Below are 19,164 nucleotides of genomic sequence, written 5' to 3'. Positions count from 1 at the left end.
GGGAGAGTCGTTTGCCAATACTGTGAACGACACAAAAACTGTAGGAGCGAGGCTGGCCCGCGAAGAGGCCCGATTTGTCACCACATATCCATAACCTGCCCGCTATAGTTGGCAAGCCCGTCTTCGCAACGGATAATGCCCAGTTTTTCCACTAGCGCATCGAAGCGCCGCCGCGCTTGCGGTCGAAAGAGAACACCATGAAAGACACCATTCGCCAGCTGATCCAACAAGCCATCACCCAACTCGTCAACGAAGGTGTGTTGCCTGAAGGCCTGTCGCCGGCGATCCAGGTGGAAAACTCCCGTGACAAGAAGAACGGCGACTTCGCCAGCAACATCGCGATGATGCTGGCCAAACCGGCCGGCATGAAGCCGCGTGACCTGGCAGAGAAAATCATCGCTGCGCTGCCGGCTGATGAAAACGTCACCAAGACCGAAATCGCCGGCCCGGGCTTCCTGAATTTCTTCCAGAACACTGATGCCCTGGCCACTCGCCTGGATGCCGCCCTCGCCGACGACCACATCGGCGTGCGCAAAGCTGGCCCGGTGCAGCGCACTGTGGTCGACCTGTCGGCCCCGAACCTGGCCAAAGAGATGCACGTCGGTCACTTGCGTTCGACCATCATTGGCGACGGCGTGGCACGCGTTCTGGAGTTCCTCGGCGACGACGTCATCCGTCAGAACCACGTCGGCGACTGGGGCACCCAGTTCGGCATGCTGATGGCTTATCTGCAAGAAAACCCGATCACCAGCGATGAACTGTCCGACCTGGAAAACTTCTACCGCGCCGCCAAACAACGCTTCGACGAATCCGAAGAGTTCGCCGATCGCGCCCGTGGTCTGGTGGTCAAGCTGCAAGCCGGCGACCCGGACTGCCTGGCCCTGTGGACCAAGTTCAAGGACATCTCGCTGTCGCACTGCCAGAAAATCTACGAACTGCTGAACGTCAAACTGACCATGGCCGACGTGATGGGCGAAAGCGCCTATAACGACGACCTGATCAACGTGGTCAACGACCTCAAGGCCGCCGGCATGCTGGTCGAAAGCAATGGCGCCCAGTGCGTGTTCCTCGACGAATTCAAGAACGCCGACGGCGACCCGCTGCCGGTGATCATCGTCAAGGCCGATGGCGGCTACCTCTACGCCACCACTGACCTGGCAGCCGTGCGTTATCGCAGCGGCAAACTCAAGGCTGACCGCGCGCTGTACTTCGTCGATCAGCGCCAGGCGCTGCACTTCCAGCAAGTGTTCGCAGTCGCCCGCAAGGCCGGCTTCGTGACGCACCCGATGGAAATGGAACACATGGGCTTCGGCACCATGAACGGCGCCGATGGCCGTCCGTTCAAGACCCGTGATGGCGGCACCGTGAAGCTGATCGATCTGCTGACCGAAGCCCAGGAACGCGCCTACACCCTGGTGAAAGACAAGAACCCGGAGCTGGCCGAAAACGAATTGCGCAACATCGCCAGGGTCGTGGGCATTGGCGCAGTGAAATACGCCGACCTGTCCAAGCACCGTACCAGCGACTACAGCTTCAACTTCGACCTGATGCTCAACTTCGAAGGCAACACTGCTCCGTACCTGCTGTACGCCTACACCCGCGTGGCCGGTGTATTCCGCAAACTCGGCAAGGACTTCAGTGAAGTCGAAGGCCAGATCGTCCTCGAAGCAGCACACGAACACGAGTTGGCAGCCAAGCTCGCGCAATTTGGCGAAGTGCTGAACAACGTGTGCGAAAAAGGCACGCCACACATTCTGTGCACCTACCTGTACGATGTCGCCGGCCTGTTCTCCAGCTTCTACGAGAACTGCCCGATCCTCAGCGCCGACACCCCGGCGCAAATGCAAAGCCGTCTGCGCCTCGCCGCGCTGACCGGCCGCACTCTCAAGCAAGGCCTGGAACTCTTGGGTCTGGAAACTCTGGAGCGTATGTAAGTTGGCTGCCAAGAAAAAACCTGCACCCAAGCGTGGCGCCAGCCGTTACCAAGCTCCTGCAAAGCAACCGATCCCGGGTTGGCTGTGGATGGCCATCGGCCTGACGGTCGGCGCGTTTATTGTGTTCCTGATGAAACTGGAACCGGGCAAGGGCAGCGAGAGCGTCAAGCGCGAGAAGATCGAACAGCAGAAAGCCACCAAGATCGCCGAGGCCAACAAGACCCCGCCGAGCCCGACGCAACCGGTGAAGCCAAAGTACGACTTCTACACCCTGCTGCCGGAATCGGAAGTGATCGTGCCGCCGGATGCCGTGCCGGAGAAAACCCTGCCGACGCCACAAGTGCCGGCAATTCCGACCACGCCGGTCACGCCGGAGCAAGCAGCGAAGATTGATACTGCGCGAGCCCAGGCGGCACTGGCCGGGATCACGCCGCCGCCAGCGCCACCGGTGTCCAAGGCGGCTCCGGTGACCAAGTTCTTCCTTCAAGCCGGTTCGTTCCGCAAGGAAGCTGACGCGGACAAGGTTCGGGCGCAGATCATCCTGCTGGGCCAGGCGGTGGCGGTTGAATCCGGCACAGTCAAAGATGAAACCTGGTATCGAGTGCTGGTCGGGCCGTTCAGCAATCGCGAACAGCTGACCACGGCGCAGAAACAACTGTCCGGCGCCGGCTTCAGCAACCTGTTGTTACAACAACGCCAGAACCGCTGATTTCGTCAGGGGCACCGCGTTATCGTTCTTCGCGGGCAAGCCTCGCCCCTACAAGGATTGCGTGATTCCCTGTAGGAGCGAGGCGTGCCCGCGAAGGCGCCAGAACAGCCAACACACCCTTCCCCGCGCAACACCGCTCGTCCCCTCTCCCGCCCCGCAGTTGAAAAACGCATCGCCACCCCCATATGAGTTGGCATAAGGCATTTTCGCCCCGCTGCGTGGAGACTCTCCCTTGACCACCATCGTTTCAGTTCGCCGCCACGGCAAAGTCGTCATGGGCGGCGACGGCCAGGTTTCTCTCGGCAATACCGTGATGAAAGGCAACGCGAAGAAAGTTCGTCGCCTGTACCACGGCCAGGTCATTGCCGGTTTTGCCGGGGCCACCGCTGACGCCTTCACCCTCTTCGAGCGTTTTGAAGGCCAGCTTGAGAAACATCAGGGCCACCTGGTTCGCGCCGCTGTCGAACTCGCCAAAGAATGGCGCACTGACCGCTCCCTCAGCCGCCTCGAAGCCATGCTCGCCGTCGCGAACAAAGACGCTTCACTGATCATCACCGGCAACGGCGACGTGGTCGAACCCGAAGAAGGCCTGATCGCCATGGGTTCCGGTGGCGGTTACGCCCAGGCCGCCGCCAGCGCGCTGCTGAAGAAAACCGATCTGTCGGCCCGGGAAATCGTCGAAACCGCACTCGGTATCGCCGGCGACATTTGCGTATTCACCAACCACACCTTCACCATTGAGGAGCAGGACCTCGCCGAGTAAGCCTGTTCCGGCCTTAGTGCCACGGCTCACTTTTGCTTGAGGACCGCCAATTACTATGTCCATGACTCCCCGTGAAATCGTCCACGAACTCAATCGCCACATCATCGGCCAGGACGATGCCAAGCGCGCCGTCGCCATCGCGCTGCGTAACCGCTGGCGCCGGATGCAGCTGCCCGAAGAGCTGCGCGTTGAAGTAACGCCAAAGAACATCCTGATGATCGGCCCGACCGGTGTCGGTAAAACCGAGATCGCCCGTCGCCTGGCCAAACTCGCCAACGCGCCGTTCATCAAAGTCGAAGCGACCAAGTTCACCGAAGTCGGCTATGTCGGTCGCGATGTCGAATCGATCATTCGTGACCTGGCCGACGCGGCGATCAAGCTGCTGCGCGAACAGGAAATGACCAAGGTTCGCCACCGCGCCGAAGACGCCGCCGAGGAACGCATCCTCGACGCCTTGCTGCCACCGGCACGCATGGGCTTCAACAATGACGACGCCCCGTCAGCCGACTCCAACACCCGCCAGCTGTTTCGCAAGCGCTTGCGCGAAGGTCAGCTGGATGACAAGGAGATCGAAATCGAAGTCGCCGAAATGGCCGGCGTCGACATCTCCGCGCCACCGGGCATGGAAGAAATGACCAACCAGTTGCAGAGCCTGTTCGCCAACATGGGCAAGGGCAAAAAGAAAAACCGCAAGATCAAGGTCAAGGAAGCGCTGAAACTGGTGCGTGACGAGGAAGCCAGCCGCCTGGTCAACGATGAAGAGTTGAAGGCCAAGGCGCTGGAAGCGGTCGAGCAGCACGGCATCGTGTTCATCGATGAAATCGACAAGGTCGCCAAGCGCGGTAACTCCGGCGGCGTCGACGTATCCCGTGAAGGCGTGCAGCGTGACTTGCTGCCACTGATCGAAGGCTGCACCGTCAACACCAAGCTGGGCATGGTCAAGACCGACCACATCCTGTTCATTGCTTCCGGTGCGTTCCACCTGAGCAAGCCAAGTGACCTGGTGCCGGAGCTGCAAGGTCGCCTGCCGATTCGTGTCGAGCTGAAGGCGCTGACGCCGGAAGATTTCGAGCGCATCCTCAGCGAGCCGCATGCGTCGCTCACCGAGCAGTATTGCGCCCTGCTGAAAACCGAAGGCCTGGTCATCGAGTTCCAGCCGGACGGCATCAAGCGTATTGCCGAGATCGCCTGGCAGGTCAACGAGAAGACCGAGAACATCGGTGCCCGTCGCCTGCACACCTTGCTCGAACGCTTGCTCGAAGAAGTGTCGTTCAGCGCCGGCGACCTGGCCAGCGCCCATGACGACAAGGCGATCCTGATCGACGCCGATTACGTCAACAGTCACCTCGGCGAATTGGCACAGAACGAAGACCTGTCCCGCTACATTCTGTAAGCCTCAAGTTGCAAGCTACAAGCGTCAAGCTTATCGAGTTAAGCTTGCAGCTTGTAGCTTTCTGCCCGAGGCTCTTCCTATGCTTCCCACCGACATCAAACTGCACAAAGCCTCGAAAACCCTGTCGCTGAAATACGCGTCCGGCGAGGAATATCACCTGCCCGCCGAGTTCCTTCGCGTGCACTCTCCTTCCGCCGAGGTCCAGGGCCACGGCAAACCTATCCTGCAATTTGGCAAGATCGGCGTAGGCCTGACCAAGGTAGAACCGGCCGGTCAGTACGCACTGAAATTGACCTTCGACGACGGGCACGACAGCGGCCTGTTCACTTGGGAATATCTGTACCAGTTGGGCGTGCGCCAAGAGGATCTCTGGAACGATTATCTTGCCGAACTCAAAGCCGCCGGAAAAACCCGCGATCCGAACGAATCCATCGTCAAGCTGATGCTCTAGGTCAGCCCTCTTGCTCTTTAGAGGGCATTTTCTAATTCCATCTGTTTGAATGCTCCGCTCCTGGGTCAATGATTGGCCCGCTTGCGAAAAAAATTAAACTCGGGTAACCAATGGAGCTGGCAAGTTCCCTGCAGTGCTCTCTGCCGTAAAAAGCAGCGATGCAGAATTAACGGTCACCCGAGCATAAGTACCTGGCATTGGCTGTGTGATGACAGCTGGGCCCAGGTACTCGTCTCAGGACAATGGAGCGTCGTAGATGAGTAACAAGAATAACGATGACTTGAAGTATCAAGCCTCGGAAAACACCTTGGGGCTGAATCCTGTCGTTGGGCTGCGTGGAAAGGATCTACTGGCTTCTGCTCGAATGGTGCTCAGGCAGGCCATCAAACAACCGATTCACAGTGCCAAGCATGTCGCCCATTTCGGCCTTGAATTGAAGAACGTGTTGTTCGGCAAATCAGAACTTCAACCTACCAGCGATGACCGTCGCTTCGCCGATCCGGCCTGGAGCCAGAACCCGCTCTATAAACGTTATCTGCAAACTTACCTGGCGTGGCGCAAGGAACTCCACGACTGGATTGACGACAGCAACCTGCCGCCCAAAGACGTCAGTCGCGGGCATTTCGTGATCAACCTCATGACCGAAGCCATGGCCCCGACCAACAGTGCGGCCAACCCGGCGGCGGTCAAACGGTTCTTCGAGACCGGCGGCAAAAGCCTGCTCGACGGCCTCTCGCACCTGGCCAAGGATCTGGTACACAACGGCGGCATGCCGAGCCAGGTCAACATGGGCGCGTTCGAAGTCGGCAAGAGCCTGGGCGTGACCGAAGGCGCGGTGGTGTTCCGCAATGACGTGCTGGAATTGATCCAGTACCGCCCGATCACCGAGCAGGTGCACGAGCGTCCGCTGCTGGTGGTGCCGCCGCAGATCAACAAGTTCTACGTATTCGACCTGAGCCCGGACAAGAGCCTGGCGCGCTTCTGCCTGCGCAACAACGTGCAGACGTTCATCGTCAGCTGGCGCAACCCGACCAAGGAGCAGCGCGAGTGGGGTCTGTCGACCTACATCGAAGCGCTCAAGGAAGCGGTCGACGTGGTTACTGCGATCACCGGCAGCAAAGACGTGAACATGCTGGGCGCCTGCTCCGGTGGCATCACCTGCACCGCGCTGCTGGGCCACTACGCCGCGATCGGCGAGAAGAAGGTCAACGCCCTCACCCTGCTGGTCAGCGTGCTGGATACGACCCTGGACAGCGACGTGGCCTTGTTCGTCGACGAGCAGACCCTCGAAGCCGCCAAGCGCCATTCCTATCAGGCCGGTGTGCTGGAAGGCCGCGACATGGCGAAAGTCTTTGCCTGGATGCGCCCCAACGATCTGATCTGGAACTACTGGGTCAACAACTACCTGCTGGGCAACGAGCCGCCGGTATTCGACATCCTGTTCTGGAACAACGACACCACCCGGTTACCCGCCGCATTCCACGGCGACCTGATCGAAATGTTCAAAAACAACCCGCTGATCCGTCCTGATGCACTGGAAGTGTGCGGCACGCCGATCGACCTGAAGCAGGTCACGGCCGACATCTTTTCCCTGGCCGGCACCAACGACCACATCACGCCGTGGAAGTCCTGCTACAAGTCGGCGCAGTTGTTTGGCGGCAAGGTCGAGTTCGTGCTGTCCAGCAGCGGGCATATCCAGAGCATTCTGAACCCGCCGGGCAATCCGAAATCGCGCTACATGACCAGCAACGAAATGCCGGTCAAAGCCGAAGACTGGCAAGAGAACTCCACCAAGCACACTGATTCCTGGTGGCTGCACTGGCAGGCCTGGCAGGCCGAGCGTTCGGGCAAGCTGAAGAAGTCCCCGGCGAGCCTGGGGAACAAGGCCTATCCAGCGGGCGAAGCAGCACCCGGCACTTATGTGCATGAGCGGTAACTGACACACCCCGCGCCCCTCTGCAGGAGCGAAGCTTGCTCGCGAAAACGGTCTTTCATTCAACATGGATGTCGACTGACTTGACGCCTTCGCGAGCAAGCTTCACTCCGATAGGGGGACCGGGGATGAATTAACCCACAGGGCCTGAAGCATGCCGCAACCGTTCATATTCCGTACCGTCGACCTGGATGGCCAGACCATCCGCACGGCGGTACGCCCCGGCAAGCCTCACTTGACGCCCTTGCTGATTTTCAACGGCATCGGCGCCAACCTGGAGCTGGTGTTTCCGTTCGTCGCAGCGCTGGACCCGGACCTGGAAGTCATCGCCTTCGACGTTCCCGGTGTCGGCGGTTCGTCGACGCCTAATCGGCCGTACCGTTTTCCGGGCCTGGCGAAACTCACGGCGCGGATGCTCGACTATCTCGACTACGGGCAAGTCAACGTCATCGGCGTTTCCTGGGGAGGCGCACTCGCTCAGCAGTTCGCCTACGACTATCCCGAGCGCTGCAAGAAACTCGTGCTGGCGGCCACGGCGGCCGGCGCGGTGATGGTGCCGGGCAAACCGAAAGTGCTGTGGATGATGGCCAGCCCGCGGCGCTACATCCAGCCGTCTCACGTGATCCGCATTGCGCCGATGATCTACGGCGGCTCTTTCCGGCGCGATCCGACCCTGGCCGCCAGCCATGCGGCGAAGGTCCGTTCGGCGGGCAAGCTCGGTTACTACTGGCAGCTGTTCGCCGGGCTTGGCTGGACCAGTATTCACTGGCTGCACAAGATCAACCAGCCGACGCTGGTACTGGCCGGCGACGACGATCCACTGATCCCGCTGATCAACATGCGCATGCTGGCCTGGCGGATCCCCAATGCGCAGTTGCACATCATCGATGACGGGCATCTGTTCCTGATTACCCGCGCCGAAGCGGTGGCACCGATCATCATGAAATTCCTCGAGGAGGAACGTCAGCGCGCCGTGATGCATCCGCATCCCGCGCCATTGGGCGGTTAACCGGCCCATTGTCGGTCGGCAGGACGCCGCACCGCGCAACAACCCATAACAGCGTCTATGGTGTTCTGGTTCGATGTGTTTGTATTTGGCCTGAAAGACGAAGGAGTGTTGACACATGCGCGACAAACCAGCGAGGGACTTTTTGCCCACTCCCGCCGCGTTCATCAACGCGCAGAGTGCGATCACCGGCCTGCGTGGCCGGGATCTGTTTTCGACCCTGCGCAGCGTTGCCGCCCATGGCTTGCGTAACCCGGTGCACTGCGTTCGGCATGCCTTGAAACTGGGCGGCCAACTGGGTCGCGTCATGCTGGGGGAAACCCTGCACCCGACCAACCCGCAGGACAGTCGTTTTGCCGACCCGGCGTGGAGCCTCAACCCGTTTTATCGCCGCAGCTTGCAGGCCTACCTGAGCTGGCAGAAAGAAGTTAAAAGCTGGATCGACGAAAGCAACATGACCCCGGACGATCGCGCTCGCGCCCACTTTGCGTTCGCCCTGCTCAATGACGCCGTGGCGCCGTCCAACACCCTGCTCAATCCGCTGGCGATCAAGGAAATCTTCAATTCCGGCGGTAACAGCCTGGTGCGTGGCATCAGCCATCTGGTCGACGATTTCCTGCACAACGACGGCCTGCCCAGACAAGTCACCAAGCAAGCGTTCGAGGTCGGTAAAACGGTCGCCACCACCACGGGTTCCGTGGTGTTTCGCAACGAGCTGCTGGAGCTGATCCAGTACAAGCCGATGAGCGAAAAGCAGTATTCCAAACCGCTGCTGGTGGTGCCGCCGCAGATCAACAAGTACTACATTTTCGACCTGAGCCCGCATAACAGCTTCGTCCAGTTCGCCCTGAAAAACGGCCTGCAGACCTTCATGATCAGCTGGCGCAATCCGGATGTGCGCCATCGCGAATGGGGTCTGTCGACCTACGTCGAAGCGGTTGAAGAAGCGATGAACGTTTGCCGGGCAATCACCGGCGCTCGCGAAGTGAACTTGATGGGCGCTTGCGCCGGTGGGCTGACCATCGCCGCGCTGCAAGGCCACTTGCAGGCCAAGCGACAACTGCGGCGGGTATCCAGCGCGACGTATCTGGTGAGCCTGCTCGACAGTCAGATGGACTCTCCGGCGACGCTTTTCGCTGACGAACAGACCCTCGAAGCGGCGAAGCGTCGCTCCTATCAGAAAGGTGTGCTGGACGGGCGCGACATGGCCAAGGTCTTTGCCTGGATGCGTCCCAACGATTTGATCTGGAGTTACTTCGTCAATAACTACCTGTTGGGCAAGGAGCCTCCAGCGTTCGACATCCTCTACTGGAACAACGACAACACCCGGTTGCCGGCAGCCTTGCATGGCGACCTGCTGGACTTCTTCAAGCACAACCCACTGAGTCATCCGGGCGGCCTTGAAGTGTGCGGCACGCCGATCGACTTGCAGAAAGTCACGGTCGACAGCTTCAGCGTGGCCGGCATCAACGACCACATCACGCCGTGGGACGCGGTGTATCGCTCGACGCTGCTGCTGGGTGGCGAGCGACGTTTCGTCCTGTCCAACAGCGGTCATGTGCAGAGCATCCTCAACCCGCCGAGCAACCCGAAGGCCAACTTCGTCGAGAGCGCGAAACTAAGTAGCGACCCACGAGCGTGGTATTACGACGCCAAGCAAGTCGACGGCAGTTGGTGGACCCAATGGCTGAGCTGGATTCAGGAACGCTCGGGCGCGCAAAAAGAAACCCACATGGCCCTCGGCAACCAGAACTATCCACCGATGGAGGCGGCACCCGGTACTTACGTGCGTGTGCGCTGACTGACAACGAACCACAGCACACGCCTGCCGTGGCATGACCCGACCATTAAGAAGACTGGATGAAAACCCGCGACCGGATCCTCGAATGTGCCCTGCAATTGTTCAATCAGAAGGGTGAACCGAACGTTTCCACCATGGAAGTTGCCAACGAAATGGGCATTAGCCCGGGCAACCTCTACTACCACTTCCACGGCAAGGAACCGTTGATTCTCGGCTTGTTCGAGCGTTTCCAGGCCGAGCTTGCGCCACTGCTTGATCCTCCGGCCGACGTGGAGCTGGCACCGGAGGATTACTGGTTGTTCCTGCACTTGATCGTCGAGCGGCTGGCCCATTACCGGTTTCTGTTCCAGGACCTGTCAAACCTGGCCGGGCGCCTGCCGAAACTGGCCAAGGGCATCCGCAATCTGCTCAATGCACTGAAGCGCACGCTGGCTTCGTTGCTGGCGCGATTGAAGGCGCAAGGGCAGTTGGTCAGTGACACTCAAGCGCTGGGGCAGTTGGTGGAGCAGATCACCATGACGCTGCTGTTCTCACTGGACTATCAGCGGATTCTTGATCGCGAGGGTGAAGTCAGGTTGGTGGTGTATCAGATCATGATGCTGGTGGCGCCGCATTTGCTGCCGCCGATCAAAGTGGCGACCGAGCACCTGGCCCTGCAATACCTCGAAGAACACGAGTAACCCTTTCACTGGATAAACACATTTCACTGTGGGAGCGAGTCTGCTCGCGATGTCGCCGGGTCAGTCAATATCAATGTTGAATGACACACCGCAATCGCGAGCAGGCTCACTCCCACAAGGGTTCTGCGGTGTATATGAAATCGTGCACAAACAAAAACGCCCGACCTTTGCAGGCCGGGCGTTTTCTTGAGCCCTGAAAATCAGGACTGACTGGTTGGCGTCGATGGAGCTGGCGCGACAGTCGGGGTTACAGCAGGGGTCGGTGCAGCAGCGGAGTTCGACGTGCTGACCGGGGTCGCCGGTTTGGCGGCAGCCACTGCTGGTTTTGGCGCGGCAGCCTTAGGCGTGGCCGGTTTCTTCACTGCTGGCTTCTTCGCTGCGGCAGGTTTTACCGCTGGTTTGGCTGCCGGTTTGGCCGCTGCAGTTTTGGCAGCCGGTTTTGCTGCTGGTTTGGCGGCGGCTTTGGCAGCAACCGATTTGACCGCTGTCTTGGCTGCTGCAGGTTTGGCTGCGGCAGTTTTGGTAGCGGACTTGGCGGCGGATGCGACTTTCGACGCGGCTTTGGCGACCGGTTTGGCAGCCGCTTTTACCAGTGGCTTGGCAGCGCTTTTGGCGGCTGGTTTAGCAGCAGGTTTGGCCGCTGCGGTTTTCGCCGCAACAGGTGCAACCTTGGCGCCGGTGAGTTTCTCGATCTGCTTGGTCAGGGTATCGACCTTGCTGTGCAGCGCTTTCACTTCATTGCGGCTCGGTACACCCAGGCGCGAAATGGCGCTGTTCAGGCGCTTGTCAAAAGCCCCCTCCAGCTCATCCCACTTGCCCAGTGCACGATCTTTCACGCCGCTGATGCGCGACTTGGCCGACGAAGCGGAGTCCTTGGCGGCATCGACTTTCTTGCCGACAGCGCTCTTGGTGAGCTTCTCGGCTTTCTCGCCGTCTTTAACCAATGTATCGAAGAGCTTGCTGCCGTCAGTGTCGATCTTCGAGTACACGCCTAAACCAGCAAGCCAGATTTTGCGGGAGTAGTCTTCGACTTTCCCGATCCACGAGCTGCCTTCTTTTTCGGTGTTCTTTTTACCAGCCATCCCGTTCTCCTTAAGATTTACGCGCGACGCGTTCGAGCAATGCCGTCAGCTCATCGAGCTTAGCAGAGAGTGTCTCAACGTCATGTTTAGACGGAATGCCGATACGATTCAAGGCACTTGCGACACGCGAGTCAAAAGCCTTCTCGACCTTGTCGAGTTGAACTTCGACCTTGCCTTTAAAAGTGCTCACTTCACTCTTGGCTTCTTCAATCTCTGTGTTAGCCGCTTCAAGTTTCTCGGCAACTACTTTTTTACCTTTGGTTTCAACAGTTTGACCAGCCTTGATCAACTCTTGAAAGTACTCGCTGCCCTCTTGACCGACCTTGGTGTAGGCCCCCAGGCCTGCCAGCCAGATCTTGCGGGCATAGGATTTGACGTCGCCCAGAGCAGTAGTCGAAGCGTCGATTTTTTTCTTCAAAATAACTTTGGCCATGGTGCACCTCACGCGCAGAAGGTTTGAGGAACTGCCCGCGAAAGTGTCGGGCTCAGGCACAAAGTAGGGAGAAAAATTAGAAACGGCACCCTAACAACTGACATAAAACTTTGGCTTCACACAAAACAAATGCAGGAGTGAGCCTGCTCGCGATAGCGGTCTGTCAGTCGAAATCAATGTTGACTGACAGACCGCTATCGCGAGCAGGCTCACTCCTACAGATGAAGGGATTTCAATCCGGAATCAGACCAAGGCCTTATCAAGGGCTTTTTCGATTTCCGATTTGATCATGCCGCTCATGGCCGACATCATCAGGCCCAACTCCACATCGACGCGGATCGAATCTTCGCTGACATGTACCGCGCCTTTCACACCGGAACGTTTGAGGTTCAGGGTGTCGCCGGACCATTGCGGCTCCAGGCCATATTGATCGGACAGCTTCTGCGCCAACAGATCAGCCTTCTCGCGGGCTGCTTCCTTGCCCAGGCCGTGGGCACGCTCAACACTAATACGGGCCATCGAATGACTCCTGCTTTATGGATACTTTCCTGAAGCATCTTGACCGCTGCTGCGGCAAAACGTCCCGGTGGTTGCCTATCTTACCTTCAGCCTTGCCAAGACAAAGCAGGCCACCGGGATTAGAATGTCCCGCATTCTCTTTTGGTGACAGCGATATGACTGATCAGCGCAAAGGCAGCGATGCCGAACCCACCACTCACTTCGGCTTCAAAAACGTACCGGAAAGCCAGAAAGCGGAAAAAGTCGCTGAGGTTTTCCACTCGGTAGCCGCCAAGTACGACTTGATGAACGACCTCCTGTCGGGCGGCATGCACCGTCTGTGGAAGCGTTTTGCGATCGAGCTGTCGGGTGTTCGCACCGGTAACCGCGTGCTGGACATCGCCGGCGGCACAGGCGACCTGACCAAGAAGTTCTCGCACCTCGTTGGCCCGACCGGCCAGGTGGTGTTGGCCGACATCAACGAGTCCATGCTCAAGGTCGGTCGTGACCGCCTGCTGGATCTGGGTGTGGCCGGCAATGTCGAGTTCGTTCAGGCCGACGCTGAAAAGCTGCCGTTCCCGGACAACCATTTTGACTGCGTGACCATCGCGTTCGGTCTGCGCAACGTGACCCATAAAGAAGACGCCCTGCGCTCGATGCTGCGAGTACTGAAACCGGGCGGCCGTTTGCTGGTGCTGGAATTCTCCAAGCCGACCAATGCGCTGATGTCCAAAGCCTACGACGCCTACTCGTTCGCCTTCATGCCGTTGATGGGCAAGCTGATCACCAACGACTCGGAAAGCTATCGCTACCTGGCCGAATCGATCCGCATGCACCCGAATCAGGAAACCCTGAAGTCGATGATGGTCGAGGCCGGTTTCGACCGCGTGACCTACCACAACATGACCGCAGGCATCGTCGCCCTGCACCGCGGCATCAAACCCTGATGTTGCTGGCCGGCCTGCTCGCCAGCGTTGAACTCGGTCTGAACCGGGTGCTGCGTCTCGACAGCACGGCGCTACCGCGACTGGCGCATTTGAGCGGCAGGGTGATTGCCGTCGACTGCCGCAGCCCGGCGCTGCAACTGTTCATCCTGCCCAGCGACGAAGGCCTGATGCTCGCTTCCCACTGGGAAACCGGCGCTGACTGCACGTTGCGTGCACCGGCCTCCAGCCTGTTGAAACTGGCGATGAGCAAGGAAAAGACCTCGGTGCTGCATGGCCCTGAAGTCGAGCTCGACGGTGACAGCGGCGTGCTGCTGGAGCTGGCGGCGATCCTTCAGGACCTTGAGCTGGACTGGGAGTACGAACTCTCGCGCTGGCTCGGCCCGGTCGCCACGCAACTGGTCGGCGGTCACCTGCGCAGCCGCGCACGCTGGTATCAGCAAGGTTTCGCCAGCCTGAATCAGAATCTTGGCGAATACCTGGCCGAAGAATCGCGCACCCTCGTCGGTCAGCGCGAAGCCGAAGCCCGTTTCAGTGAACTGGACCAGATCAAGCTCGATCTGGAACGTCTCGAGGCGCGTTTCGAGCGCCTTTCCCGATCCCTCGACCCAAGCGATAACGCATGAAGCTGCTTGCCGTCCGCCGTTTGTTGCGCATCCAGCGCGTTGTGATTCGCTACCGCCTCGATGACCTGCTGTTCGCCCTGCCGCTGCCCTGGTTTCTCCTGGCGCTGCGCTACGCCTTGCCGTGGCGCTGGTTCCCGCGCAAGACGCTGGACCTGAGCCGTGGTGCGCGATTGCGCCTGGCGTTGCAGGACCTTGGGCCGATTTTCATCAAGTTCGGGCAGATCCTTTCGACGCGCCGCGACCTGCTGCCCGAAGACATCGCCGATGAGTTGATGAAGCTGCAGGACCGTGTGCCGCCGTTCGACTCGCAAGTGTCGGTCAACCTGATCGAAGAGCAGCTCGGCAAAAAGATCAGTGAAGTGTTCAGCCGTTTCGACGTCGAACCGCTGGCCTCAGCCTCGGTGGCGCAGGTGCATGCCGCGCAACTGAAGACCGGCGAAGAAGTGGTGGTCAAGGTGATACGCCCGGGCCTGAAACCGATCATTGCCCAGGACTTGGCGTGGCTGTTCATCCTCGCCCGCGCCGCCGAAAAACTCTCGGCCGATGCACGTTTGCTGCACCCGGTGGACGTGGTCCAGGACTACGAAAAAACCATCTACGACGAACTCGACCTGCTGCGCGAAGCGGCCAATGCCAGCCAGTTGAAGCGCAACTTCGAAGGCTCGCCGCTGCTGTATGTGCCACAAGTCTATTGGGACTGGTGCCGGCCGAAAGTGCTGGTAATGGAGCGCATCTACGGGATTCAGGTCACCGACCTCGCGACCCTGGCCGACCAGCGCACCGACATGAAGATGCTCGCCGAACGGGGTGTGGAAATCTTCTTCACCCAAGTGTTCCGCGACAGTTTCTTCCACGCCGACATGCACCCCGGCAACATCTTTGTCAGCACCGTCAACCCGTGGAGCCCGCAATACATTGCGATCGACTGCGGCATCGTCGGCAGCCTGACCCCTGAAGACCAGGATTACCTGGCGCGTAACCTGTTCGCGTTCTTCAAGCGTGACTACCGTCGTGTGGCGCAATTGCACATCGATTCGGGCTGGGTACCGGCAGAAACCAAGCTCAACGAATTCGAGGCAGCGATCCGCACCGTGTGCGAGCCGATCTTCGAAAAACCGTTAAAAGATATTTCATTCGGCCAAGTGCTGATGCGCCTGTTCCAGACCGCTCGCCGCTTCAACATGGAAGTGCAGCCGCAACTCGTGTTGCTGCAAAAAACCTTGCTGAACATCGAAGGCCTCGGCCGTCAGCTGTACCCGGATCTCGATCTGTGGAACACCGCCCAGCCGTTCCTCGAACGCTGGATGCGTGAGCGCGTCAGCCCCAAAGCCTTGCTCGGCAACGTGCAGAGCCAGTTCGAACAGATTCCGCACCTGGCCAACATGGCCCGTGACCTGCTCGAACGCATGTCCCAGCCCCACGCCAACGATCCGCCGCCACCGTGGCACAAGCGCAAGGACGACTGGTTCCTGCGCCTGCTCGGCTGCGCTCACCTGGCGGGCGGCGCCATTCTGCTGGCCGGCGGGCCATTGAGCGATATGGGTCATTGGCCGGCCGGAATCATGGTGGCCGTCGGTTTGTATCTGGTCGTTCGCCGATAGCCAGCGCCCCCGCACGCTGGCACACTGTTTGAACGCTTGGGTTCTGCTCATGAAGTGTGGAACCCGCTGTCGGAGTCGAAGATGAAAAACTGGCTGGACGAGATCAAGTGGGACGCAGACGGCCTGGTGCCGGCGATTGCCCAGGATCACAAGACCGGGCGCGTCCTGATGATGGCCTGGATGAACCGCGAATCACTGGAACTGAGCGCTGCCGAGAACCGTGCCATTTACTGGTCACGTTCCCGTGGCAAGCTGTGGCGCAAGGGCGAGGAGTCCGGCCACGTGCAAACGCTGCATGAGATGCGCCTGGACTGTGACGCCGACGTGATCATCCTGATGGTCGAGCAGATCGGCGACATTGCCTGCCATACCGGTCGGCAGAGCTGCTTCTACCGCGTCTTCGAGAACGGAGACTGGAAAACCGTCGATCCCGTGCTCAAGGACCCGCACGCCATTTATTCCGCAGGACACAGCCATGAGTGACACCCTGACCCGTCTGGCCGAGGTGCTGGAAGAGCGCAAAGGCGCTGCCGCTGACAGCTCGTATGTCGCCAGCCTGTACCACAAGGGCTTGAACAAGATTCTGGAAAAAGTCGGCGAAGAGTCGGTCGAAACCATCATTGCCGCCAAGGATGCCGCCATCAGTGGCGACTGCAGCGATGTGATCTACGAGACCGCCGACCTGTGGTTCCACAGCATGGTCATGCTCGCCCAACTGGGGCAGCATCCACAGGCTGTACTCGATGAACTGGACCGTCGTTTCGGTCTGTCCGGACACGCCGAGAAAGCCTCGCGCCCGTCCGCCTGAACAACTATTAGAGAGGAGCAGCAACATGGGCATTTTTGACTGGAAACACTGGATCGTCATCCTGGTTGTTGTCGTGCTGGTGTTCGGCACCAAGAAACTGAAAAACCTCGGCACTGACGTGGGCGAGTCGATCAAGGGTTTCAAGAAAGCCATGAACGATGACGAGAAACCGGCCGATCCTACCGTGACCCCGGCGCAACCGGTTCCACCTGTTCAGCCACAGACCACGCAGTCCGTGAACCAGCCGCACACCATCGACGTGCAGGCGCAAAAAGTCGAAGAGCCGATCCGCAAAGACGTGTGAGCACTGACTAATGTTTGGTATCAGCTTCTCTGAACTGCTGCTCGTCGGCCTCGTCGCCCTGCTAGTGCTGGGCCCCGAGCGCCTGCCGGGCGCTGCGCGCACCGCCGGCCTGTGGGTCGGTCGCCTGAAGCGCAGCTTCAACGCGATCAAACAGGAAGTTGAACGTGAAATCGGTGCCGACGAGATTCGTCGGCAACTGCACAACGAGCACATCCTGTCGCTGGAACAGGAGGCGCGGAAGATTTTCACGCCGACCCAGCAGGAGGCCACGCCCGTTCAGCCTGTTGAACCGATCGCGGAGCAAACGATTCATGCCCCCGCCGCCGAGCCAGCACCTGTCGTCGCCGTAGAAGCACCTGCACCCGTTGTTGCAACGCCACCGGTTGAACCTGCCACGCCTGCGGCTGCGCCTGTTGCGCCGGCCCCTCATGACCCAACACTGGCGCCGCGAGCCCCATGAGCGATCTTCCTGAAAACGACCAGCACATGCCGCTGGTTTCGCACCTCACCGAGTTGCGTACCCGCCTGCTGCGTTGCGTAGCGGCGATCTTCATCATCTTCGCCGGGTTGTTCGCCTTCACCCAGCAGATCTATACCTTCGTTTCGACGCCGCTGCGCCAGTATTTGCCCGTGGGCGCAACGATGATCGCCACCGACGTGTCGTCGCCGTTCCTGACGCCATTGAAGCTGACCATGATGGTCTCGCTGTTCCTGGCAATCCCGGTGATCCTGCATCAGATCTGGGGCTTCATCGCGCCGGGCCTGTACAAGCATGAGAAGCGCATCGCCGTGCCGTTGCTGGTGTCCAGCATCATGCTGTTCTATGCCGGCATGGCATTCGCCTATTACCTGGTGTTCCCGCTGATCTTCAAATTCTTCGCCGCCGCCACCCCGGCCGGCGTGGAAATGATGACTGACATCAGCAGCTACCTCGACTTCGTCATGACGCTATTCTTTGCCTTCGGCGTGGCGTTCGAGATCCCGGTGGCTGTGGTGCTGCTGGTATGGATCGGCGTGGTCGACGTCAAATACCTGAAGAAAATCCGCCCCTACGTGATCATCGGCTGCTTCGTGGTCGGCATGATCCTGACACCACCGGACATCTTCTCGCAGACGCTGTTGGCTGTACCGATGTGGTTGTTGTTCGAGATCGGCATCCTGTTCGGCGGTCTGATCAGCAAGCGCGGCGATCATCCAGACGATCAGCCGGACAACCAGCCGGCAGACGATCACAACGACCAGCCGCCAGCGACCCAGCCGTGAACCTGCTGCTCCTCGAAGAGGCCGATTTCATTGCGGCCGACCGGGTGATCCTGCGTGATCGCCGGTTGACGCACATGCAGGAAGTCCACCGCTGTGAAGTGGGTGACAGCATGCGCGTCGGGCGTATCGGCGGCCTGATGGGTGCGGCCGAAGTGTTGCGCCTGGACGCTGATGAAGCCGAATTGCGCGTCACCCTTGACCAGCCGCCGCCGACCAAGCTGCCCCTGACACTGATATTGGCCCTGCCACGGCCGAAAATGCTGCGCAGGGTGTTTCAGACCGTGGCGGCCATGGGTGTGCCACGAATCATCCTGGTGAACAGCTATCGCGTCGAGAAGAGCTTCTGGCAGACGCCGTTTCTGGAACCTGAAGCGATTCGCGAGCAATTGATCCTCGGCCTGGAACAGGCCCGGGACAGCGTGCTGCCGGAAATCGTCATCGAGAAGCGCTTCAAGCCGTTCGTCGAAGATCGGCTGCCGGCCATTTCTCAAGGCACCCTCGGCCTGGTGGGCCACCCGGGCAATTACCCGCCCTGCCCTCGCGGCCTGAATGAACCGGTGACCCTGGCCATCGGCCCTGAAGGCGGCTGGATCCCTTACGAAATCGACCTCCTGGCCAAGTCTGGCCTGCAACCGGTACAACTCGGCGAGCGCATCCTGCGCGTCGAAACCGCCGTCACCGCCCTGCTCTCCCGCCTCTTTTAAGATCAAGCACGGTCTCTGTGCCGAGGGAGCTTGCTCCCGTTTGGGCGCGCAGCGGCCTCCGCTTTTTTCCTGCAAAACCGTATCAACCTGATTTGCGACTGCTTCGCAGCCGGACGGGAGCAAGCTCCCTCGCCACAGGGCTTTACTCGACCTGAATACCGCGCTGTACCTACAGATTCCCGGCCGCCGGCCGATACAGCTCCCATAAAACCAATTTGTAGTCCGAGGGAG

21 protein-coding genes are annotated in these 19,164 nt (G+C 59.7%); 18 read left to right on the top strand and 3 right to left on the bottom strand.

What is annotated here, in order from left to right; all coding sequences use genetic code 11:
• Positions 1–197: 197 nt before the first annotated feature.
• The 9 genes from argS (at position 198) to JIO00_RS01935 (ending at position 10,670) form a co-directional block, all read left to right on the top strand.
• The gene (argS, locus tag JIO00_RS01975; protein WP_010464443.1) at positions 198–1,934 is read left to right on the top strand and encodes an arginine--tRNA ligase; all 1,737 of its coding nucleotides are present in this window, start codon (positions 198–200) and stop codon (positions 1,932–1,934) included.
• Position 1,935: 1 nt separating this feature from the next.
• Entirely contained in the window at positions 1,936–2,643 is a 708-nt protein-coding gene (locus tag JIO00_RS01970) for an SPOR domain-containing protein (RefSeq protein WP_010464446.1), read from the top strand.
• Between the two features lie 232 nt (positions 2,644–2,875).
• The gene (hslV, locus tag JIO00_RS01965) at positions 2,876–3,406 is read left to right on the top strand and encodes an ATP-dependent protease subunit HslV (protein WP_007899242.1); all 531 of its coding nucleotides are present in this window, start codon (positions 2,876–2,878) and stop codon (positions 3,404–3,406) included.
• Between the two features lie 55 nt (positions 3,407–3,461).
• Positions 3,462–4,799: an ATP-dependent protease ATPase subunit HslU gene (gene hslU, locus JIO00_RS01960; RefSeq protein ID WP_010464452.1), complete on the top strand. Its 1,338-nt coding sequence runs from the start codon at positions 3,462–3,464 to the stop codon at positions 4,797–4,799.
• 79 nt (positions 4,800–4,878) lie between these two features.
• Positions 4,879–5,250, top strand: coding sequence for a gamma-butyrobetaine hydroxylase-like domain-containing protein (locus JIO00_RS01955; protein ID WP_010464454.1), 372 nt, complete (start codon positions 4,879–4,881; stop codon positions 5,248–5,250).
• Between the two features lie 256 nt (positions 5,251–5,506).
• Positions 5,507–7,186 carry a class II poly(R)-hydroxyalkanoic acid synthase gene (gene phaC / locus JIO00_RS01950; RefSeq protein WP_200667509.1) on the top strand — a complete coding sequence of 560 codons (1,680 nt, stop codon included), beginning with the start codon at positions 5,507–5,509 and terminating at the stop codon, positions 7,184–7,186.
• A 151-nt stretch (positions 7,187–7,337) separates the two neighbouring features.
• Positions 7,338–8,192, top strand: coding sequence for a poly(3-hydroxyalkanoate) depolymerase (gene phaZ, locus JIO00_RS01945; protein ID WP_200667507.1), 855 nt, complete (start codon positions 7,338–7,340; stop codon positions 8,190–8,192).
• A 115-nt stretch (positions 8,193–8,307) separates the two neighbouring features.
• Positions 8,308–9,990, top strand: coding sequence for a class II poly(R)-hydroxyalkanoic acid synthase (gene phaC / locus JIO00_RS01940; protein WP_200667505.1), 1,683 nt, complete (start codon positions 8,308–8,310; stop codon positions 9,988–9,990).
• A gap of 59 nt (positions 9,991–10,049) precedes the next feature.
• Complete coding sequence (locus JIO00_RS01935) at positions 10,050–10,670, top strand: TetR/AcrR family transcriptional regulator (protein WP_010464462.1); 621 nt, start codon at positions 10,050–10,052, stop codon at positions 10,668–10,670.
• A gap of 200 nt (positions 10,671–10,870) precedes the next feature.
• Here the strand turns inward: JIO00_RS01935 and JIO00_RS01930 are convergent, their stop codons facing one another.
• The 3 genes from JIO00_RS01930 to JIO00_RS01920 form a co-directional block, all read right to left on the bottom strand.
• Complete coding sequence (locus tag JIO00_RS01930) at positions 10,871–11,752, bottom strand: phasin family protein (RefSeq protein ID WP_200667503.1); 882 nt, start codon at positions 11,750–11,752, stop codon at positions 10,871–10,873.
• Positions 11,753–11,762: 10 nt separating this feature from the next.
• The gene (locus JIO00_RS01925) at positions 11,763–12,185 is read right to left on the bottom strand and encodes a phasin family protein (protein ID WP_010464467.1); all 423 of its coding nucleotides are present in this window, start codon (positions 12,183–12,185) and stop codon (positions 11,763–11,765) included.
• Positions 12,186–12,428: 243 nt separating this feature from the next.
• Positions 12,429–12,704: a polyhydroxyalkanoic acid system family protein gene (locus JIO00_RS01920; protein WP_010464468.1), complete on the bottom strand. Its 276-nt coding sequence runs from the start codon at positions 12,702–12,704 to the stop codon at positions 12,429–12,431.
• 155 nt (positions 12,705–12,859) lie between these two features.
• Here JIO00_RS01920 and ubiE point away from each other — a divergent pair, with 155 nt between their 5' ends.
• The 9 genes from ubiE (at position 12,860) to JIO00_RS01875 (ending at position 18,933) form a co-directional block, all read left to right on the top strand.
• Positions 12,860–13,630: a bifunctional demethylmenaquinone methyltransferase/2-methoxy-6-polyprenyl-1,4-benzoquinol methylase UbiE gene (ubiE, locus tag JIO00_RS01915; RefSeq protein WP_007948968.1), complete on the top strand. Its 771-nt coding sequence runs from the start codon at positions 12,860–12,862 to the stop codon at positions 13,628–13,630.
• A complete protein-coding gene (locus JIO00_RS01910) occupies positions 13,630–14,253 on the top strand; it encodes a ubiquinone biosynthesis accessory factor UbiJ (protein WP_010464473.1) in 624 nt (207 codons plus the stop codon). Before ubiE ends, JIO00_RS01910 begins: the two co-directional genes overlap by 1 nt.
• Positions 14,250–15,854 (top strand): ubiquinone biosynthesis regulatory protein kinase UbiB, encoded by a 1,605-nt coding sequence (gene ubiB / locus JIO00_RS01905; RefSeq protein WP_010464476.1) that lies wholly within the window; start codon positions 14,250–14,252, stop codon positions 15,852–15,854. The genes JIO00_RS01910 and ubiB overlap by 4 nt, the downstream gene beginning before the upstream one ends.
• A gap of 81 nt (positions 15,855–15,935) precedes the next feature.
• A complete protein-coding gene (gene hisI, locus JIO00_RS01900) occupies positions 15,936–16,337 on the top strand; it encodes a phosphoribosyl-AMP cyclohydrolase (RefSeq protein ID WP_010464478.1) in 402 nt (133 codons plus the stop codon).
• On the top strand, positions 16,330–16,662 hold the full coding sequence (locus JIO00_RS01895) for a phosphoribosyl-ATP diphosphatase (RefSeq protein ID WP_008047820.1): 333 nt from the start codon (positions 16,330–16,332) through the stop codon (positions 16,660–16,662). The genes hisI and JIO00_RS01895 overlap by 8 nt, the downstream gene beginning before the upstream one ends.
• Positions 16,663–16,687: 25 nt before the next feature.
• Positions 16,688–16,966: a twin-arginine translocase TatA/TatE family subunit gene (locus tag JIO00_RS01890; RefSeq protein ID WP_010464483.1), complete on the top strand. Its 279-nt coding sequence runs from the start codon at positions 16,688–16,690 to the stop codon at positions 16,964–16,966.
• A 10-nt stretch (positions 16,967–16,976) separates the two neighbouring features.
• Positions 16,977–17,426 (top strand): Sec-independent protein translocase protein TatB, encoded by a 450-nt coding sequence (tatB, locus tag JIO00_RS01885; protein ID WP_077747609.1) that lies wholly within the window; start codon positions 16,977–16,979, stop codon positions 17,424–17,426.
• Positions 17,423–18,229, top strand: a complete 807-nt coding sequence (gene tatC / locus JIO00_RS01880; protein ID WP_010464487.1) for a twin-arginine translocase subunit TatC — start codon at positions 17,423–17,425, stop codon at positions 18,227–18,229. Before tatB ends, tatC begins: the two co-directional genes overlap by 4 nt.
• On the top strand, positions 18,226–18,933 hold the full coding sequence (locus tag JIO00_RS01875; RefSeq protein ID WP_200667501.1) for a 16S rRNA (uracil(1498)-N(3))-methyltransferase: 708 nt from the start codon (positions 18,226–18,228) through the stop codon (positions 18,931–18,933). Before tatC ends, JIO00_RS01875 begins: the two co-directional genes overlap by 4 nt.
• Positions 18,934–19,164 lie beyond the last annotated feature (231 nt).

Source organism: Pseudomonas sp. SW-3 (genome assembly GCF_016615645.1).
Lineage (GTDB): Bacteria > Pseudomonadota > Gammaproteobacteria > Pseudomonadales > Pseudomonadaceae > Aquipseudomonas > Aquipseudomonas mandelii.
The sequence above is the reverse complement of the archived record's forward strand: the minus strand, read 5'-3'. Positions and strand labels throughout refer to the sequence as shown.

Bases quoted from the DNA above. Each gene is read 5' to 3' on its own strand.
- JIO00_RS01955 (WP_010464454.1), top strand. From the start codon at position 4,879: ATGCTTCCCACCGACATCAAACTGCACAAAGCCTCGAAAACCCTGTCG.
- phaC (WP_200667505.1), top strand. From the start codon at position 8,308: ATGCGCGACAAACCAGCGAGGGACTTTTTGCCCACTCCCGCCGCGTTC.
- ubiB (WP_010464476.1), top strand. From the start codon at position 14,250: ATGAAGCTGCTTGCCGTCCGCCGTTTGTTGCGCATCCAGCGCGTTGTG.
- hisI (WP_010464478.1), top strand. From the start codon at position 15,936: ATGAAAAACTGGCTGGACGAGATCAAGTGGGACGCAGACGGCCTGGTG.
- phaZ (WP_200667507.1), top strand. From the start codon at position 7,338: ATGCCGCAACCGTTCATATTCCGTACCGTCGACCTGGATGGCCAGACC.
- argS (WP_010464443.1), top strand. From the start codon at position 198: ATGAAAGACACCATTCGCCAGCTGATCCAACAAGCCATCACCCAACTC.
- ubiE (WP_007948968.1), top strand. From the start codon at position 12,860: ATGACTGATCAGCGCAAAGGCAGCGATGCCGAACCCACCACTCACTTC.
- tatB (WP_077747609.1), top strand. From the start codon at position 16,977: ATGTTTGGTATCAGCTTCTCTGAACTGCTGCTCGTCGGCCTCGTCGCC.
- tatC (WP_010464487.1), top strand. From the start codon at position 17,423: ATGAGCGATCTTCCTGAAAACGACCAGCACATGCCGCTGGTTTCGCAC.
- JIO00_RS01895 (WP_008047820.1), top strand. From the start codon at position 16,330: ATGAGTGACACCCTGACCCGTCTGGCCGAGGTGCTGGAAGAGCGCAAA.
- JIO00_RS01920 (WP_010464468.1), bottom strand. From the start codon at position 12,704: ATGGCCCGTATTAGTGTTGAGCGTGCCCACGGCCTGGGCAAGGAAGCA.
- JIO00_RS01930 (WP_200667503.1), bottom strand. From the start codon at position 11,752: ATGGCTGGTAAAAAGAACACCGAAAAAGAAGGCAGCTCGTGGATCGGG.
- JIO00_RS01910 (WP_010464473.1), top strand. From the start codon at position 13,630: ATGTTGCTGGCCGGCCTGCTCGCCAGCGTTGAACTCGGTCTGAACCGG.
- JIO00_RS01925 (WP_010464467.1), bottom strand. From the start codon at position 12,185: ATGGCCAAAGTTATTTTGAAGAAAAAAATCGACGCTTCGACTACTGCT.
- phaC (WP_200667509.1), top strand. From the start codon at position 5,507: ATGAGTAACAAGAATAACGATGACTTGAAGTATCAAGCCTCGGAAAAC.
- JIO00_RS01935 (WP_010464462.1), top strand. From the start codon at position 10,050: ATGAAAACCCGCGACCGGATCCTCGAATGTGCCCTGCAATTGTTCAAT.
- hslU (WP_010464452.1), top strand. From the start codon at position 3,462: ATGTCCATGACTCCCCGTGAAATCGTCCACGAACTCAATCGCCACATC.
- JIO00_RS01890 (WP_010464483.1), top strand. From the start codon at position 16,688: ATGGGCATTTTTGACTGGAAACACTGGATCGTCATCCTGGTTGTTGTC.